This window comes from Hydrogenophaga sp. ZJX-1 (genome assembly GCF_048590325.1).
Lineage (GTDB): Bacteria > Pseudomonadota > Gammaproteobacteria > Burkholderiales > Burkholderiaceae_C > Hydrogenophaga.
The window spans coordinates 181,004-198,595 of record NZ_JBMBRA010000007.1 but is presented as its reverse complement, the minus strand read 5'-3'; the positions used below and the strand labels follow the sequence as shown (position 1 = coordinate 198,595).

Annotated in this window: 14 protein-coding genes; 6 read left to right on the top strand and 8 right to left on the bottom strand. The window is 65.2% G+C overall.

Features of this window, described 5'->3' with window-relative positions:
• Positions 1 to 14 precede the first annotated feature (14 nt).
• On the top strand, positions 15 to 563 hold the full coding sequence (locus ACN5W5_RS19695) for an FKBP-type peptidyl-prolyl cis-trans isomerase (protein ID WP_420050156.1): 549 nt from the start codon (positions 15 to 17) through the stop codon (positions 561 to 563).
• Positions 564 to 648: 85 nt separating this feature from the next.
• Here ACN5W5_RS19695 and dut read toward each other — a convergent pair whose 3' ends face one another.
• The 8 genes from dut to xseB all read right to left on the bottom strand — a co-directional run bounded on the left by dut (position 649) and on the right by xseB (position 8,937).
• The gene (dut, locus tag ACN5W5_RS19690) at positions 649 to 1,098 is read right to left on the bottom strand and encodes a dUTP diphosphatase (RefSeq protein ID WP_420050155.1); all 450 of its coding nucleotides are present in this window, start codon (positions 1,096 to 1,098) and stop codon (positions 649 to 651) included.
• A complete protein-coding gene (locus ACN5W5_RS19685; protein ID WP_420050154.1) occupies positions 1,098 to 2,900 on the bottom strand; it encodes a TRAP transporter large permease in 1,803 nt (600 codons plus the stop codon). Before ACN5W5_RS19685 ends, dut begins: the two co-directional genes overlap by 1 nt.
• A complete protein-coding gene (locus tag ACN5W5_RS19680; protein ID WP_420050153.1) occupies positions 2,897 to 3,499 on the bottom strand; it encodes a TRAP transporter small permease subunit in 603 nt (200 codons plus the stop codon). Before ACN5W5_RS19680 ends, ACN5W5_RS19685 begins: the two co-directional genes overlap by 4 nt.
• Positions 3,500 to 3,693: 194 nt before the next feature.
• Entirely contained in the window at positions 3,694 to 4,773 is a 1,080-nt protein-coding gene (locus tag ACN5W5_RS19675) for a TRAP transporter substrate-binding protein (protein ID WP_420050152.1), read from the bottom strand.
• A gap of 239 nt (positions 4,774 to 5,012) precedes the next feature.
• Positions 5,013 to 5,834 carry a GTP cyclohydrolase FolE2 gene (gene folE2, locus ACN5W5_RS19670; protein WP_420050151.1) on the bottom strand — a complete coding sequence of 274 codons (822 nt, stop codon included), beginning with the start codon at positions 5,832 to 5,834 and terminating at the stop codon, positions 5,013 to 5,015.
• Positions 5,834 to 7,729, bottom strand: coding sequence for a 1-deoxy-D-xylulose-5-phosphate synthase (dxs, locus tag ACN5W5_RS19665; RefSeq protein WP_420050150.1), 1,896 nt, complete (start codon positions 7,727 to 7,729; stop codon positions 5,834 to 5,836). Before dxs ends, folE2 begins: the two co-directional genes overlap by 1 nt.
• Before the next feature lie 36 nt (positions 7,730 to 7,765).
• Positions 7,766 to 8,659 carry a polyprenyl synthetase family protein gene (locus ACN5W5_RS19660; RefSeq protein WP_420050203.1) on the bottom strand — a complete coding sequence of 298 codons (894 nt, stop codon included), beginning with the start codon at positions 8,657 to 8,659 and terminating at the stop codon, positions 7,766 to 7,768.
• Between the two features lie 8 nt (positions 8,660 to 8,667).
• A complete protein-coding gene (gene xseB / locus ACN5W5_RS19655; protein ID WP_420050149.1) occupies positions 8,668 to 8,937 on the bottom strand; it encodes an exodeoxyribonuclease VII small subunit in 270 nt (89 codons plus the stop codon).
• 358 nt (positions 8,938 to 9,295) lie between these two features.
• On the opposite strand from xseB, the gene ACN5W5_RS19650 reads away from it, so the two are divergent.
• The 5 genes from ACN5W5_RS19650 to ACN5W5_RS19630 all read left to right on the top strand — a co-directional run bounded on the left by ACN5W5_RS19650 (position 9,296) and on the right by ACN5W5_RS19630 (position 17,590).
• Complete coding sequence (locus ACN5W5_RS19650) at positions 9,296 to 10,441, top strand: aromatic ring-hydroxylating oxygenase subunit alpha (RefSeq protein WP_420050148.1); 1,146 nt, start codon at positions 9,296 to 9,298, stop codon at positions 10,439 to 10,441.
• Positions 10,442 to 10,545: 104 nt separating this feature from the next.
• Entirely contained in the window at positions 10,546 to 11,436 is an 891-nt protein-coding gene (locus tag ACN5W5_RS19645; protein WP_420050147.1) for a DMT family transporter, read from the top strand.
• Between the two features lie 92 nt (positions 11,437 to 11,528).
• On the top strand, positions 11,529 to 12,410 hold the full coding sequence (locus ACN5W5_RS19640; RefSeq protein ID WP_420050146.1) for a sulfurtransferase: 882 nt from the start codon (positions 11,529 to 11,531) through the stop codon (positions 12,408 to 12,410).
• 78 nt (positions 12,411 to 12,488) lie between these two features.
• Entirely contained in the window at positions 12,489 to 15,029 is a 2,541-nt protein-coding gene (locus tag ACN5W5_RS19635) for a PAS domain-containing sensor histidine kinase (protein ID WP_420050145.1), read from the top strand.
• Positions 15,026 to 17,590 carry a PAS domain-containing sensor histidine kinase gene (locus tag ACN5W5_RS19630; protein ID WP_420050144.1) on the top strand — a complete coding sequence of 855 codons (2,565 nt, stop codon included), beginning with the start codon at positions 15,026 to 15,028 and terminating at the stop codon, positions 17,588 to 17,590. The genes ACN5W5_RS19635 and ACN5W5_RS19630 overlap by 4 nt, the downstream gene beginning before the upstream one ends.
• Positions 17,591 to 17,592: the final 2 nt, after the last annotated feature.

Sequence of the window (17,592 nt, the reverse complement as noted above, 5' to 3'; positions counted from 1 at the left end):
CGATGAAAACGACGATGAAAATCTCCCCTCAGTGCGTCGTCGCGCTGACGTGGACACTCAAGGACACCCTGGGCGAAGAGCTGGACGTGCTGGAAGAGCCGATCGAGTTCCTGGTGGGCGGCAACGATCTGCTGGCCGGACTCGAAGAGGCGCTGCAGGGCCATGTGGAAGGTGACACGGTGGAGCTGCAGCTCGAACCCCAGCACGCCTTCGGCGACTACGACGATCGCCTGCTCTTTCTGGAGCCGCGCCATCTGTTCCCGGACAACCTCGAAGAAGGCATGGGCTTCGAGGGACTGCCCGAGGGCTGCAACGCTGCTGCGCCGCGCGACCGCCTGTATTTCGTGAGCGACATTTACCCCGATCATGTGGTGATGGATGGCAACCACCCGCTGGCGGGCATCGCCTTGCGCATCCATCTCAAGGTGCATGCCGTGCGCGAAGCACAGATCAGCGAAATCGGTCGTGGCACGCTGGGCGCGGGCTTCTTCCGAATGCAGGTGGACAGCGGCGATGCAGCGTCCGATCCGGACCAACCGGCGGGCAAACCCACGCTCCACTGATCCCGCGAAACGGATCGCCTCCAAAAACGAAAGGGCTGCATGTGCAGCCCTTTCGTTGTTTCAGGTGAAGCCTCACCGCGGCCGGTCAACCCCGGCCCGTTGAGCCATATCCGCCCGCACCGCGTTCGCTGGACACGTCGAAGTCGGCCACCACGTTGAAGTGCGCCTGCACCACCGGCACGATCACCATCTGGGCGATGCGCTCCATGGGTTCGATGGTGAAAGCCACGTCGCTGCGGTTCCAGGCACTCACCATGAGCTGGCCTTGGTAGTCGCTGTCAATCAGGCCCACCAGGTTGCCCAGCACGATGCCGTGCTTGTGGCCCAGGCCCGAGCGCGGCAGGATCATCGCCGCGTATCCCGGATCGGCCAGGTGGATGGCCAACCCGGTGGGCACCAGTTGCCAGGCGTTGGGCGCGAGGGTGAGTGGTGCATCGAGACAGGCCCGCAGGTCCAGCCCGGCGCTGCCCGACGTGGCGTAAGCGGGAAGCTGGTCCGCCATGCGCGGGTCCAGCACTTTCACGTCGATCTGCATCACTCGGCTTTCTTCAACGATTCCTCAAGGGCCTTGGCGGGATCGATCTCTTCATCGGCCGCTGCCCCTTCCGCCGGGGGCTCCAGCCCCTCTTCGGTCGCCGGTGTGTCACCAGCGGGCTTCTCTTCGGCGCCGTAAGGATCGTCAGACTGCAGGTCCTGCATGTTGTTGAGCATGTCCATGACCTCAGCATTGTCCAACTTCACCGCCTTGTCGAGATTGCCAGTCACGATGCCCGGGTTGAACACGATCACCGCGACCATGATGATCTGCAGGATGATGAACGCGATCGAGCCCTTGTAGATCTGCGCGGTGGTCACGGCTGGGATACGCTCGCCCGTGACGACATCGTCGTAGTCGTTGCGCGCGGCCACACTGCGCAGGTAGAACAGCGCAAAACCGAACGGCGGCGTAAGGAACGATGTCTGCAGGTTCATCGCCAGGATGATGCCGAACCAGATCAGGTCGATGCCCAGCTTGTCGGCCACGGGTGCCAGCAGCGGCACCACGATGAAGGCGATCTCGAAGAAATCGATGAACATGCCCAGCACGAACACCAACGCGTTCACGAACAGCAGGAAGCCCAGCTGGCCACCGGGCAACTTGGCGAACAGGTGCTCCACCCAGACGTGGCCATCGGCCGCGTTGAAGGTGAAGCTGAACACGGTCGAGCCGATCAGGATGAACAGCACGAAAATGGCCAGCTTGGTGGTGTTCTCCAGCGCCTGCTTGAGCAGACCGAACGACAGCGTGCGGCGTGCGCCCGCCATGATCAGGGCACCGATGGCGCCCATGGCACCCCCTTCGGTGGGCGTGGCCACGCCCAGGAAGATCGTGCCCAGCACCAGGAAGATCAGCACCAGCGGCGGGATCAGCACGAAGGTGACACGCTCGGTCAGGCGCGAGAGCAGGCCGATGCCAAACAGCTTGTTGACCAGCGCCAGCGCCAGCGCCAGAAAGGCGCTGATGGTCATGGACAGAATGAAGACTTCATCGCCGGGCGCGGGCATTTCGCGCTCCAGCCAGGGGTTCATGATCGACTCATGCACCTGGGACCAGCCGTAGCCCGCCGCAGCACACAGCACCAGCAAGGCCAGCAGTGAGCGGTGGCCACTGGAACCGTTGGGTTCGTTGTAGATGCGCGCTTCGGGAGGCAAGGCGGGCACCCAGGACGGCTTGAACAAAGCCACAACAATGATGAACGCCAGATACAGGCCCACCAGCGCCAGACCGGGAACCAGGGCACCAGCGTACATGTCACCCACCGAGCGACCCAGCTGGTCGGCCAGCACGATCAGCACCAGCGAAGGCGGCAGCGCCTGCGCCAGCGTGCCCGACGCGGTGATGGTGCCGGTGGCGATGGTGCGGTTGTAGCCGTAGCGCAGCATGATGGGCATGGCGATCAGGCCCATGGAGATCACCGAAGCCGCCACCACGCCGGTGGTGGCCGCGAGCAGCGCGCCCACCAGCACCACGGCGATGCCGACACCGCCGCGCAGCGGGCCAAACACCTGACCCACCGTTTCCAGCAGGTCCTCGGCCATCCGGCTGCGCTCCAGGATGATGCCCATGAGCGTGAAGAACGGAATGGCCAGCAGCGTGTCGTTCTGCATGATGCCGAACACGCGCAATGGCAGGGCCTGGAACAGGTTGGAGGGGAACAGCTCCAGCTCCATGCCGATGAAGCCGAAGAACAGGCCCGTCGCGGCCAGGGAGAAAGAGACCGGAAATCCCAACAACAGGAACACCAGCAAACCGGCGAACATCACCGGCACAAAATTGGAAGTGAAAAATTCAATCATGCTGAGGCTCCCGCCTGGCGGGCTTTTTCTTGTTCGGCAATCTCTTGTGCCAGCATCTCGGCCTCACTGGGGCCCGAATGGCTCAGCACGTCCGGTCCTTGACCCATGAGGAAGGCGAAACGTTTGATCAACTCGGAGATGCCTTGCACGAACAGCAGCGCAAAGCCCAGCGGGATCAAGACGTACACCGGCCAGCGGATCAAGCCACCAGCGTTGGAAGACATTTCGCCCGAGACCCAGGCGTTGTAGAACAAGGGCCAGCCCAGCGTGGCCATCATGTAGCACAGGGGGAACAGGAAGATGATGATGCCGCCGACATCGATCCAGTTGCGGGTGCGGTCGGTGAACTTGCTTGAAATGAAGTCGATGCGCACGTGCGCGTTGCGCAGAAAAGCGTAGCCACCACCGAGCATGAACACGGCGGCGAACAGGTACCACTGGATCTCAAGCCAGGCGTTGGAACTCGTGCCGAACACCTTGCGAACAAGGGCGTTGCCCGCACTGATGAGCGTGGCCGCGAGGATGAGCCACATGGCGGATTTACCAATGAGCTCGCTGAGCGCATCGATGAGTCGGGATATCTGGAGTAGGAACGACATGGGAATCCCCGTTTGGATGGGTTGCTTGTGGCAAGCCGGCCAGTTTAGCGAACGTAGCGAACGCGGGGTCTCGGTTCAGAGAGACAAGAGCGAAGAGAAGGCGTGGAATCCGGAGAAAACAGGTGGCACCTGGCCCACCTGACCGCGCAAAAAACCCCGCGAGGGCGGGGTTTTTTGCCGGTCGCTTTCGCCGATTACAGCTTGGCCGACTGCATGTAGCGGTCGAACTGGGCTTCGGTGAAACGGAACCAGAGGTTCTGGTCCTTGCGGAAGGCCGAGTAATCGGCGTAGATCTTCTTCCACTTCGGATTCTTGGCGCTCAGGTCGCTGTACAGCGCCATGGATTCCTTGTAGGCCGCGTCCATCACCGACTTCGGGAAGGCCTGCACCTTGGCGCCACCGGCAACCAGGCGCTTGAGGGCGGCTGGGTTGCGGGCGTCGTACATGGCTTGCATGGTCGTGTGGGCGTTGGCAGCTGCACACTCCACGATCGCCTTGTTCTCAGGCGACAGGGCTTCATAGGCCTTGTTGTTGATGTACAGGGACAGCTGTGCGCCACCCTCCCACCAGCCGGGGTAGTAGTAGTTCTTGGCGACTTTGTAGAAGCCCAGCTTTTCGTCGTCGTACGGACCCACCCACTCGGTGGCATCGATGGTGCCCTTTTCCAGCGACTGGTAGATCTCGCCACCAGGGATGTTTTGTGGCACGCCGCCCATCGCCGTGAAGACCTTGCCGGCAAAGCCACCGATGCGCATCTTCATGCCCTTGATGTCGGCCAGGCTCTTGATTTCCTTGCGGTACCAGCCACCCATCTGGGCACCCGTGTTGCCCATCGGGAAGTTGACGATGTTGTAGTCGCTGTAGAACTCGCGGAACAGCTTGAGGCCATTGCCGTCGTACATCCAGGCGGTCAGCTGGCGGCTGTTGAGGCCGAACGGGATCGCCGTGTCCATGGCGAAGGTTTCGTCCTTGCCGAAGAAGTAGTAGGGAGCGGTGTGGGCGGCTTCCACGGTGCCTTGCTGCACACCATCCACCACGCCGAACGCAGGCATCAGTTCGCCACCTGGGTGCACCGAAACAGTGAATTTGCCGCCCGACATTTCGCCCACCTTCTTGGCGAACACGTCAGCTGCGCCGTAGATGGTGTCCAGCGCTTTGGGGAAGCTGGAAGCCAGACGCCAGCGGATGGTGGCCTGGGCATGCACCGCGGGCGCTGCGCCCGCGGCCAGCACACCGGCAATGCCGGCATGCTTGATGATGGAACGACGATCCATAGTTACAACTCCATTTAGGTGATTTTTTCTCGACCAGCACACACGGTTGTGGTGTTTGGCAAAGGCGCTTAGGCCAGTGGATTGTAAGGAACGCACAGACCCCGCCTTCACGGGTTTTCCCTCGGGAAAAGGCATCAAAGTCCGCTTTGTGACGTGCTTTTCACACACTTGCGGGGGAAATGGAAAACACTTCAAAGTTCGCGTGAAAAATGCTCACGAAACCGCGTGCTTCGGTCAACTCAAACGGTGTTTTTTTTGTCGTGTGCGATCCGTGCATGCACATCGTGCGCGTGAATCGATTCGAAGTTGATGACATCCACGGTGTAGGCCAGCACGCGCGGATCGTCGTTCAGCGCCAGCGCCACGTCGCGCACCAGGTCTTCGACGAACTTGGGATGGGCATATGCCCGCTCGGTGACCCACTTCTCGTCGCTGCGCTTGAGCAGCCCCCAGAGCTCGCACGACGCATGGTCTTCGGCAAAACGCACCAGTTCGCCCCAGGGCACGGCCTCGCCCAACAGCACCTCCAGGCGGATGTGCGAACGCTGGTTGTGTGCTCCGTCTTCGCTGACCTCTTTCGAACACGGGCACAGCGACTTCACCGGCACCGTGGCCACCATGCGCACTTCGGTGCGCCCGCCTTCGCAACGCGCCAGCCAGCCGCCTTCGTATTCGAGCAGGCTTTGCTGACCCGATACCGGGGCCGTCTTGCGGATGAAAAACGGAAAGCTCACCGACAGGCCAGCGCTGTCCGTCTCCAGCAGCGCCATGAGCTCGGGCATGGCCAGCTGCAACCGATCGAAGTCGACCACCTCGACATCAAGCGTGAACGCGTCCAGCCAGGCCAGCAGGCGCGACATGTGGGCGCCTTTCTGCTCGGCCTTCAGTCCCACATGCAGGTCCCAGAGCCCCACGCTGTGTTGCGCCCGGCCCGCCACGTCCAGCACCAGCGGGTAACGCAGGTTCTTCACCCCCACGCGGGCAATCGGCATGGCACGCACATCGTGCCGCCCCTGCACATCGGGCATGGCGGCGCGCACGCCGCTCGACAGATCGCTCATCACGCCACCACTTTCAAGCCCGACATGGTATCGAGCAGGCTGGCGAAACGCGCCCGCACCGAGCGCTCGATGCCCGCCGCGTCCAGCCCCTCTGCGGCCAGCAGCTTCGCCGGATCGCCGTGTTCGGTGAACACATCGGACAGGCCCAGCTGCAGCACGGGGATGGCAAAGCCCTCGGCCTGCAGCGCCTCCAGCACCGCGCTGCCGGCGCCCCCCATGGTGCAGCCTTCTTCGACCGTCACCAGCGCCTGGTGCGTCTGCGCGAGTTCGCGAAGCAGCTCAATGTCCAGCGGTTTGGCCCAGCGCATGTTGGCCACGCTGGCGTCCAGTTGTTCTGCCGCGTCCAGCGCCGGGTAGAGCAGCGATCCAAACGCCAGAATGGCCACGTTGCGACCCGTGCGGCGCATCTCGCCTTTGCCAAAAGGCAGGCCTTCCAGTCCGGCCGGCACCTTCGCGCCCACACCCGCTCCACGCGGGTAACGCACCGCCACCGGGTGGTTCTGGGCGTGAGCCGTGCTGAGCAGTTGCCGGCACTCGGCTTCGTCGGCGGGGCAGGCGATCGACATGTTGGGAATGCAGCGCACAAAGGCGATGTCGTAGGCCCCCGCGTGGGTGGCGCCATCGGCGCCCACCAGACCAGCCCTGTCGAGCGCGAAGACCATGGGCAGGTTCTGCAACGCCACGTCGTGGATGAGTTGGTCGTAAGCGCGCTGCAGGAAGGTCGAATAGATCGCGACCACCGGCTTCATGCCCTCGCAGGCCAGGCCAGCCGCAAAGGTCACGGCGTGTTGCTCGGCAATGCCGACGTCGAAGTAGCGACCGGGGAAGCGGCGTTCGAACTCGACCATGCCCGAACCTTCGCGCATCGCGGGCGTGATGCCCACCAGCTTGGGATCGGCTTCGGCCATGTCGCACAGCCACTGGCCGAACACCTGCGTGAAGGTGGGCTTGGCGGGTGTGGTCGACTTGACCAGGCCCACGGCCGGGTCGAACTTGCCCGGGCCGTGGTACGCCACGGGGTCGGCCTCGGCGAGCTTGTAGCCCTGGCCCTTCTTGGTCACTACGTGCAGGAACTGCGGGCCGCTGTCCTTGTCGAGCAGGTGGCGGATGTTCTCCAGCGTGGGGATCAGCGAGTCCAGGTCGTGACCATCGATGGGGCCGATGTAGTTGAAACCGAATTTTTCGAACAGCGTGGCCGGCACCACCATGCCCTTGGCGTGTTCTTCCAGGCGCTTGGCGAGTTCGAACAGCGGCGGTGCGCCTTTGAGCACCTGCTTGCCCACGTTCTTGGCCGCGGCGTAGAACTGTCCGCTAAGCAACTGGGCCAGGTAGCGGTTGAGCGCACCCACCGGCGGTGAGATCGACATGTCGTTGTCGTTGAGCACCACCAGCAGGCGGCCGTCGGCCACGCCGGCGTTGTTCAACGCTTCGAAGGCCATGCCAGCGGTCATGGCGCCGTCGCCGATGATGGCCACGGAATGGCGGCTCTCGCCCTTCATCTTGGCCGCCATCGCCATGCCAAGCGCGGCCGAGATGCTGGTGGACGAGTGCGCGGTGCCGAAGGTGTCGTATTCGCTTTCGTCGCGGCGCGGGAAACCGCTGATGCCGCCGAGCTGGCGCAGCGTGTTCATCCGGTCGCGCCGGCCGGTGAGGATCTTGTGCGGATAGGTCTGGTGGCCCACGTCCCAGACCAGGCGGTCTTCGGGGGTGTTGAAGACGTAGTGCAGCGCGACGGTGAGTTCCACCGTGCCGAGGTTGGAACTGAGGTGGCCGCCGGTGCGGGCCACGCTGTCGATCACGAAGGCCCGCAGTTCATCGGCCAGCGGATGCAGTTGGGCACGGGAGAGCTGGCGCAGGTCGGCCGGCGATTCAATGGAAGACAGAAGTGAGCTCATGACCATCGTGGAGTGCGGCGCTTGTTGTGGTGGGGCTCAGCTGACGCGCCGTCCGACCCAGTCGGCCAGTGCATGCAAAGTCTCGGTGTGGGAGAGGCCGCTGTTGCGCAGGTCCTCGTGGGCCTCGTCGAGCAGGCGATCGGCGCAGGCCTGGGCCGGCTCCAGCCCCATCAGGGATACAAAAGTCGGCTTGTCGCAGGCGGCATCCTTGCCGGCGGTCTTGCCCAGCGTGGCCGAGTCGGTGGTGACGTCGAGGATGTCGTCCACCACCTGGAACGCCAGGCCCAGACGGTCGCCGTAGCGGCGCAGGCAGGCGAGCGCGTGCCCGCTCGGCTGCCCGGTGGTCGCGCCCATCATCACGCTGGCCTGCAGCAGCGCGCCGGTCTTGCAGCGGTGCATGGCTTCCAGCGCCGGCCGATCCAGCGCGGAACCCACGCTGGCGAGGTCGATCGCCTGCCCTCCGGCCATGCCGGCCGCACCGGCGGCCTGCGCGAGCTGGCGGCACAGTGTGGCCGAGAGGGCGGCGTCGGTGGACCCGTCATCGGGCACCAGCAGCTCAAAGGCCAGCGCCTGCAAGGCGTCACCCGCCAACAAGGCCTGGGCCTCGCCAAACTGAACGTGGACCGTGGGCTTGCCCCGACGCAACACGTCGTTGTCCATGCAGGGCATGTCGTCGTGCACCAGCGAGTAGGCGTGGATCAGTTCGACCGCGCAGGCGGCCCGCAGGGCGGTGCCGGCGTTCCCCTGCACCGCTTCGCAGGCGGCGAGCACCAGCAGCGGGCGCAGGCGCTTGCCGCCATCGAGCACCGCGTAGCGCATGGCCAGCCCGAGGCCCGCCGGCGCGTCGGGCGACACCCAGTCGTTCAGCGCCCGCTCGACGAGCGTCTGCTGCGCCGCGCGCCAAGCCACAAAACCCACCCCGTCGGACATCGCCGCGCTCAAGAGGCGCTCCAGGGTTTGAGCTCGCCGCCTTCGAGCAGCTGGATCTGGTTTTCCACCGCTTCGAGCCGGCTGCGGCAGTAGGACAGCAGTTCGGCGCCGCGCTGGTAGCGCGTGAGCAACTGGTCCAGCGGCAGCTGGCCCGCATCCAGCTGGGACACCAGTTGCTCCAGTTCTTCCAGGGCCGCTTCGTAGCTGACGGCCACGTCGGCAGACGCGGCGGCGCGGCCAGCTGAGCGGGATGACTTGGTGGTGGTGGATGTGGTCATGCGAGCGAGAAAAGAATCGGCTGCGGCCAGAGCTCGAACGGCCCGGACCGGGCATCCCTGAAGGCGGGCAAGCAGAACAACCGCCGACCGACGGATGCACCGCAGCAAGCAGGGATTTTATCCCCCCGCCGAACCGGGACGCCATGAGAGGCAAAGCCCCTTCAGACGGCCCGCCACCGATCGCCCACCGCGGCGCCCCGGCTGAGTGCCCCGGGGTACAATCCTCCCTCCTTTTTCTCCACTGACGGGCCTCATCCGCCCGGAGGGACGCACCACTCCACCCATCCCGCGCGAATTCGTCTGACGAGCACAGCGCTTACCCTGCCCCTTCATAGGGGGAGTCTCTAGGTCAAGACACATGTCTGATTTAAGTCTTCAACTCCAGCAGGCCAGAAGCCAACTCCCGGTTTCCAGCTATTTCGACCAGGCGCTCTACCAGCGCGAACTGGAAACCCTCTTCCAGCGAGGACCCCGCTACGTGGGGCATGCCAACGCGGTGCCCAACGTCGGGGACTACTACGCCCTGCCCCAGGAGGGCGAAGGCCGCGCCCTGGTGCGCACAGCCACCGGCGTGGAGCTGGTGTCCAACGTCTGCCGGCACCGCCAGGCCGTCATGCTCAAGGGGCGCGGCAACCTGGGCGAGAACCGCAGCGGCCACGCCGGTGGCAACATCGTCTGCCCGCTGCACCGCTGGACCTACAACGGCGGCCAGAACACCAGCAACCAGCTGGGCTCGCTGCTTGGCGCCCCGCACTTTGCCCAGGACCCCTGCCTGGATCTCAAGCGGTACCCGCTGCGCGAATGGAACGGCCTGCTGTTCGAAGACAACGGCCGCGACATCGAAGCCGACCTGGCCAACATGGGGCCGCGCGCCGCGCTGAACTTCGACGGCATGGTGCTCGACCATGTGGAACTGCACACCTGCAACTACAACTGGAAGACCTTCATCGAGGTCTATCTGGAGGACTACCACGTCGCGCCCTTCCACCCCGGCCTGGGCAGCTTCGTCACCTGTGATGACCTGCGCTGGGAGTTCAAGCCCGAGTTCTCGGTGCAGACCGTGGGCGCGCAGAATCTGCTGGGCAAGGCCGGCAGCCCGGTCTACCAGCGCTGGCATGAGCAGCTCATGCAGTACCGCCAGGGCGAAGCGCCTTCGCACGGCGCGATCTGGCTGACCTACTACCCGCACATCATGGTCGAGTGGTATCCCCACGTGCTCACCGTCTCGACCTTGTACCCGCTCAGCGTGGACAAGACGATGAACATGGTGGAGTTCTACTACCCCGAAGACATCGCCGCCTTCGAACGCGGTTTCGTCGAGGCGCAGCGCGCCGCCTACATGGAGACCTGCATCGAGGACGACGAGATCGGCGAGCGCATGGACGCCGGGCGCAAGGCCCTGCTGGCCCGCGGCGACAACGAAGTCGGCCCGTACCAGAGCCCGATGGAAGATGGCATGCAGCACTTCCACGAGTGGTACCGGACCCGGATGCGAACGGAGTGAGCATCCGGGCCGCATCGTCCCAGGGCACCGCGGAACCGGCCCTGCCCGGCCGCCTGCGGCGTCCCTCTGGGGGGGTGACGCCGCAGGCGGCGCGGGGAGGTTAAATGCAAGCCCTCTGGATGCTGCTTGCCGCGCTGCTGTTCGCGACCATGGGTGTGTGCATCAAGTTCGCCTCCACCCACTTCAGCAGCTTTGAAATCGTCTGCTACCGCGGCATCGTGGGCGTGTTCTTCATCTACTTCATGACGCGTGTGCGCGGCGTGTCGTTGCGCACTCAGGTACCCATGATGCACGTCTGGCGCAGCGTGGTCGGCGTGACCGCGCTGACCACCTGGTTCTTCGCCATCGCTGCGCTGCCCCTGGCCACCGCCATGACGCTGAACTACATGAGCAGTGTCTGGATCGCGGCCTTCCTGCTGGGCGGCGCGCTGTTGACGCAGGGCCGCAATGCACCGATCCGCCAGCAGGCGCCGCTGTTCCTGGCCGTGCTCGCCGGCTTCGGTGGCGTGGCCATGATGCTGCGCCCCACGCTCCAGCCGGACCAGGTCATGGGCGCGTTGCTGGGGCTGCTCTCGGGCATCTTCTCGGCCTTCGCCTACCTGCAGGTGGCCGCGCTCTCACGCGCTGGCGAGCCCGAGAGCCGCACGGTGTTCTATTTCTCGGCCGGCGCCGTGCTGGTGGGCGCCATCGGCATGCTGCTCACCGGCGCCAACACCTGGCACTGGCCCAGCGCCCTGTGGCTATTGCCCATCGGGCTGCTGGCCGTGCTGGGCCAGCTGTGCATGACGCGCGCCTACGCCAGCGGCGCCACCCTGGTGGTGGCCAATCTGCAGTACTCGGGCATCGTCTTTGCCGGCATCTACAGCCTCACCATCTTTGGCGACCAGTTGCCGCTGATCGGCTGGCTGGGCATGGGTCTGATCGTCGTCAGTGGCATCACCGCCACGGCCCTGCGCGCACGCGCCATTCCCAACGCACCCGCCGAAGACCACTGACACCCGGGCGCCGGCGTTCGACAGCGGGCGCTGCCGGCAGCAAAAAGCGCCTTGTGTGGAGTCGGCTGGTGCAATCCCGCACAATGGGTTGCATGTACACCACCCTCATCACCCCCAACGAGCTGCGCGCCCTGCAGGCCACAGCGGTGCCGCTCCAGCTGTTTGACTGCAGCTTCGAACTCACCAACCCGGACGCCGGCGTGGCCCAGTTCAACGAAGCCCACATCCCGGGGGCCCTCCACGCCCATCTGGACCACCACCTGAGCAGCCAGTCCCCGGACGACCGCGCCAGCGGCGGGCGCCATCCCCTGCCCTCGCGCGAAACCTTTTCGGCCTGGCTGGACCGGATCGGCCTGACCGCCGACACACAAGCCGTCGTCTACGACCGCCAGGGCGCCAACTACAGCGGCCGCCTCTGGTGGATGCTGAAATGGTGCGGACACGAAGCCGTCGCCGTGCTCGATGGCGGCCTGCAAGCCTGGCTCGCGTCAGGCGGTCCCGCTGAAACCGGTCCTGGCGCGACGCGCAGCCCGGCAGCTCCCGGCGGCTTCGCCCTGCGCGCCCCGCTCACCCGCCTGGTTGACACCAGGGTCATCGCCAGCCGGCTGGGTGACCCGTCGCTCACCGTGGTCGATGCCCGCGCCGCCGCCCGGTTCCGCGGCGAAGTGGAGCCGCTGGACCCGGTGGCCGGACACATTCCGGGCGCACTCAACCGCCCCTTCGTCGACAACATCACTGCCGACGGCTGCTTCAAACCTGCCGAACAGTTGCGCGCAGAATTCACGCAACTGCTGGCCGGGCGCGATCCGTCCAGCGTCGTCCACCATTGCGGCAGCGGCGTGAGCGCCATCCCCAACCTGCTGGGCATGGAAATCGCCGGGCTGGGCCGCAGCGCGCTGTACGCAGGAAGCTGGAGCGAGTGGTGCAACACGCCGGGCCTGCCTTGTGCACGAAGTCAAGTTTCCGGCGGCTGAGCCGAAGATACGAGAAGACCTGAACTGGATATGAACCCGCAGCCAGCGCCCCCTTGACGCGCCTGCGACCGCTACAACGTGAAAGAACCCGCTCCTCCATCCGCGGTCGAACCTGAGTCCGCCATCCGCAAAACGACGCTGAAAGCGATCGCCCTGCTGATCGGCGTGGCCGCCACCCTGCTCACGCCAATGGTGTACCTGAGCAGCACCAATCCACTGGAAACCTGGGCCACCGTGCTGGTTGCGGGCATCGGCTGGGGGTCCTACCTTTTTGTGCGCTTGGGCTACACCACCTACATGCCGCACCTGACGGTGTATTCGGTGCTGACGGCGGCCAGTCTGGCGGTACTGGCTTTTGGATCGGTGCGCACGGCGGCGGGTTTCCTGTTTGTGGCGGCCGTGGCTGGCGCCGGCATATTTCTGGGCCGAGCTGCGTTGATCGGTTCGGTGGTCTACAGCGTGGTTTCGCTGGGCGCGCTGACGCTGGCCGAGACGCGGGGCTGGCTGCACACACCCAACTTCACCGTCGACACCAAGGTCTGGCTCACCCATTCAGCGGTGCTGGTCGTCGTGGCCATCCTGGTCTTCTACAGCCGCAAGCGCGCCAACATCGCCCTGGACCAGAAGATGGAAGAGCTGCAACTGCGCAAACGCACCGAGCACGAGCGCGACCGCAGCATGGAGCGGTTCGCCCGCATCTTCCGCACCAGCCCCAGCCCGATGCTGGCGCAGTCGGCCCACAGCGGTGCCATCCTCGACGTGAATCCAGCGTTCGAACGCTGCTACGGCTACACCCGCGAACAGGTGCTCGGCCGCATGGACGCCTTCCTCTGGGCCGAACCCGAACAGCGTGCCAGCTACCTGGAGCGACTGTTTTCCCAGCGCCGCACCGACCAGGAACGCGTGACCGGTCTGCGTGCCGACGGCAGCCATTTCGAGGCCCTGATCTCCAGCGAGATGGGGGACGACCCGCAGGACCGGCTGATCATCACCACCGTGGCCGACATCACCGCGCAGAACGAAGCCATCCAGCGCCTGCGCCGCTCCGAAGAGCGGTTCGCCAAGGCGTTCAACTTCAGCCCGCTGAAGATGACAATCACGCGGCTGAGCGACGGCACGTTCCTGGAAGTGAACCAGGCCAGAGATCCGGTACAGGGACTGAACAAAGAAGACCTCCTGGGCAAATCCACGCTGGAAACGGACGGCTGGCTGAGTCCGGCGGATCGCCAGGCTTTTGTGGAGCGCATTCAGCGGGAAGGCCATCTGAGCGGCTACGAAACCCGCATGCGACACGCCGATGGCCAGGTGATCGACGCCAGGATGTGGGCCGAGCTGATCGAGATCGACGGCGAGGAATGCATCCTGTCCTGCTTCGTCAACACCACCGAAGAGAAGCGCCGCGAAGCCCAGTTGCTCACACTCACCCGCGGCATGGCCGGCCCCGGCGGCGACGCGCTGTTCCAGGCGCTCACCATGCACATGGCGCAGGCCATCGGGGCCGACATGGTCACCGTCGGCGAGCTTCACCCGGATCGGGACGTGCACACCCTGTCGGTGTGGAAAGACGGCGCCGCCAGCCAGAACTTCAGCTTTCCGCTCGACAAGGCACCTTGTGGCGACGCGATGCAGCAGACCGACCTTTGCGTGCACCTGGAAGGGGTCGCCGAACGGTATCCGGGCGATCAGGCCCTGATTGATCAGGGTTTTCAGGCCTATGTCGGTCAGTCGCTGCGCGACGAAGACGGCACGGCCATCGGTCTGCTCAACGCACTCTGGCGTCGCCCGATCCAGCTGCGGGCCGACACCCGGGCACTGATCGCCATCTTTGCCAGCCGTGCCACGGCCGAACTCATCCGCCTGCGGCGCGACCGCGAAATCCTGCACCTGAATTCGACGCTGGAGCTGCGCGTGCGTGAGCGCACGGCCGATCTGGAAAAGCTCAACGCCGAACTCGACTCGTTCGCCTACTCGGTGTCACACGACCTCAAGTCGCCATTGCGCGCCATCGACGGCTTCACCCGGCTGCTCACCGAGCAACTGCAAGGGCGCCTGCAGACCGACGAACAACAGTTGTTCGAGCGCGTGCTCGCCGCCACCAGCCGCATGGGCTTGCTGATCGCGGATCTGCTGGCGCTGGCCCGGGTCAGCCAGGGCACCCTGCACCGGTCACGGACCGACCTCAGCACCCTGGCCGAAACCGTGCTGCGTCTCGAACAGGAAAAGCACCCCGAACGGGTGCTTCGCTGGCGCATCACGCCGGGCCTGGTCTGCCTCTGCGATGCCCGCCTGACGCGCACCGTGCTGGACAACCTGCTCGGAAACGCGGTGAAGTACAGCCGTGACCGGGCCGACTCACTGATCGAATTCGGCCAGCACAACGCCGACGGCGACCCGCCCTTCGCCTTCTATGTCCGCGACAACGGCGTCGGCTTCAACATGCAGTACGCCGACAAACTCTTCAAACCCTTCCAGCGACTGCACATGCCCAGCCAGTTCGAGGGCACCGGCATTGGCCTGGCCACGGTGCGGCGCATCGTCGAGCGCCACAGTGGCAGCATTCGCGCCGAATCCGTCCCGGGCGCGGGCGCGGTGTTTGTGTTCACGCTCAGCGCCCCATGACCCGATCCGAACAGGACGATCCCCTCGGCCCTCGCGAACCCCGGTTCCTGCTGGAAGTGCAGCAGAGGGCTCTGGGCGCCCTGCTGCTGGCGCTCAGCCTGGCGGCACCGCTGGTGACCCTGGGATTGCTCCAGCGCGAAGGCTTCAGCGCCTTGATGGGGGTCGGTGCAGCGCTGACCGTGTTCGTCTGGTTGGCCGCACTCAACTTCCGCCTGGGCCATGTGCGGCTGGCGGCCCACATCCTGATTTTTGCCATCCTCGCGGCCTCGATCCTGGGGGTGATTGCCCACGGCACCGTGCGCAGCGCCGCGGTGCTGGTGATGTTCGCCGGGGTGGTGGGTGCGGGGTCGTTCCTGCCGCGCAGCACCATGGTGGTCGCTGCCGTGCTCAGCCTGCTGGCCCTGGCCGTGCTCAACTGGCTGGAGTTCCAGGGGCTGCTGCACCAACCCGACCTGCGGACCGGCTGGGCACTCTGGATCACGCAGAGCGCGGTGCTGCTGAGCGTGCTGGTGAGCGTCTTCCACAACCGCTACCGCACGCGCGAAGCCTTCATCAGCCAGGAGGCCGCACTCGAGCGCGCCGCCCTGGTCGAAGTCGAGCTGCGCGCCAGCGAAGGCCGGTTCATGGGTGTATTCCGCAACAACCCGGCCGCTACCTTGGTACAACGCATGGACACGCGCGAAGTACTCGACGCCAACGAAGCCTTTGTGCGCATGTTTGGTTACCCACGCGATGTGCTGGTGGGCCAGCCACCCCCGCTGATGTGGGTTCGCAGCGCCGACCAGCTCATCTTCCGCCAGGCCCTGGGCGCCACAGGCCGGGTGCATGGCATGCGATCCCAAGGGCTGCGCAGGGACGGCGGCTCGTTTGAGATGCTGGTCTATTCGGAGTTCATGACCGAAGGGCCCGAACAACTGGTCATTTCCATGGTGCTCGACGTCGGCACCGAAGAAGCCTCGCGTCGGGAACTCAAGCAGTCCGAAGAGCGTTTCTCCAAGGCCTTTCACTTCAGCCCCATCGGCATGACCATCACACGCCTGTCCGACGGCCGCTTCATGGAAGTGAACCCGGCCAACGAACGGGTGCTGGGCTACACCCAGGCCGATTTTCAGAACCGCACGGCGCTCGAAGCGGGCGTCTGGGTCAACGACAAGGACCGCAACGACTACGTCAACACCCTGCGGCGCGACGGTCGGCACCTGGGCTACGAGACCCGCATGCGCAACAAGCAGGGAGAGATCGTGCCGGTGCGGGTCTGGTCCGAGATCATCGAGATCGACGGTGAGTCCTGCGCGCTCGCGTTCACGCTCAACATCCGGGCCGAGAAGGCGCGCGAAGCCATACTGCTCAACGTGGCGGAGGGCGTCTCGGGCGAAACCGGCCAGGCCTTTTTCCATTCGCTGGTTGACCACCTCGCCCGGGCCATCGGTGCCGACGGCGTGCTGGTGGGAGAGATCGTGGGCGAGCAGCAACTCGACACATTGGCTTTGCATGGGTTCGGCCAGTCGCAGCCCCGTGCGCGCTACTCCCTGGACAACACCGCCTGCGGAGAAACCCTGTTCCAGACCGGGCTCTTCATCTGCAGCGATGGCGCCTCGGAGCGCTTCAACCTGCTGCCCCCGTTCCGCGACGCGGGCGTGCGTGCGCTCGCCGGCATGGCCCTGCGTGACCCCGATGGCAGCGCCATCGGCCTGCTGACCGCCGCCTGGCGCAGCCCGCTGGACATGGACAGCAACACCCGTGCGTTGATCGCGATCTTCGCCAGCCGCTGCAGCGCCGAACTGGTTCGTCTGCGCCGCGACCGCGAGATCGAAAAGCTGCACGAAACCCTGGAACAGCGCGTCGAGCAGCGCACCGCCCAGCTCGAATACCTCAACCGCGAACTGGACACCTTCGCCTACACCGTCTCACACGACCTGAAATCACCCCTGCGCTCCATCGACGGCTTCACTCATCTGCTGCGCGAGCAGATGGAAGCGCGGCTGCAACCCGACGACCGCGAGCTGTTCGGGCGGGTCGAGCAGTCCGTGCAGCGCATGAACAGCCTGATCAACGACCTGCTGGCGCTGGCCCGCGTCAGCCAGGGCACGCTGCAGCGCATGAACACCAACCTTGGAGAGCTTGCTCAGGACGTGCTTCGCCAGGAACGGCACCGCGACCCCACCCGCACGGTCGTGGTGGACATTGGCCCCGGACTGGTGGCCGATTGCGACGCGCGCATGGCGCACATCGTGCTCGAAAACCTGCTGGGCAATGCCTGGAAGTACACGCGCCAGCAGCCCGCGGCACGCATCGAGTTCGGCCAGGCCATTGATCAGGCCGGGCCGGCACCGGTGTTCTTCATTCGGGACAACGGGGCGGGCTTCGACATGGCGCGGGCCGACCGCCTGTTCAAGCCCTTCACCCGCCTGCACTCATCGCGCGAATTCGAAGGCAGCGGCATCGGCCTGGCCACGGTGCGCCGCATACTGGAGCGTCATGGTGGCCACATCCGGGCCGAGGCTGCGGTCGGGCAAGGCGCCTGCTTCTGGTTCTCGTTCGGAACCCCCACAGTCGACTGAGC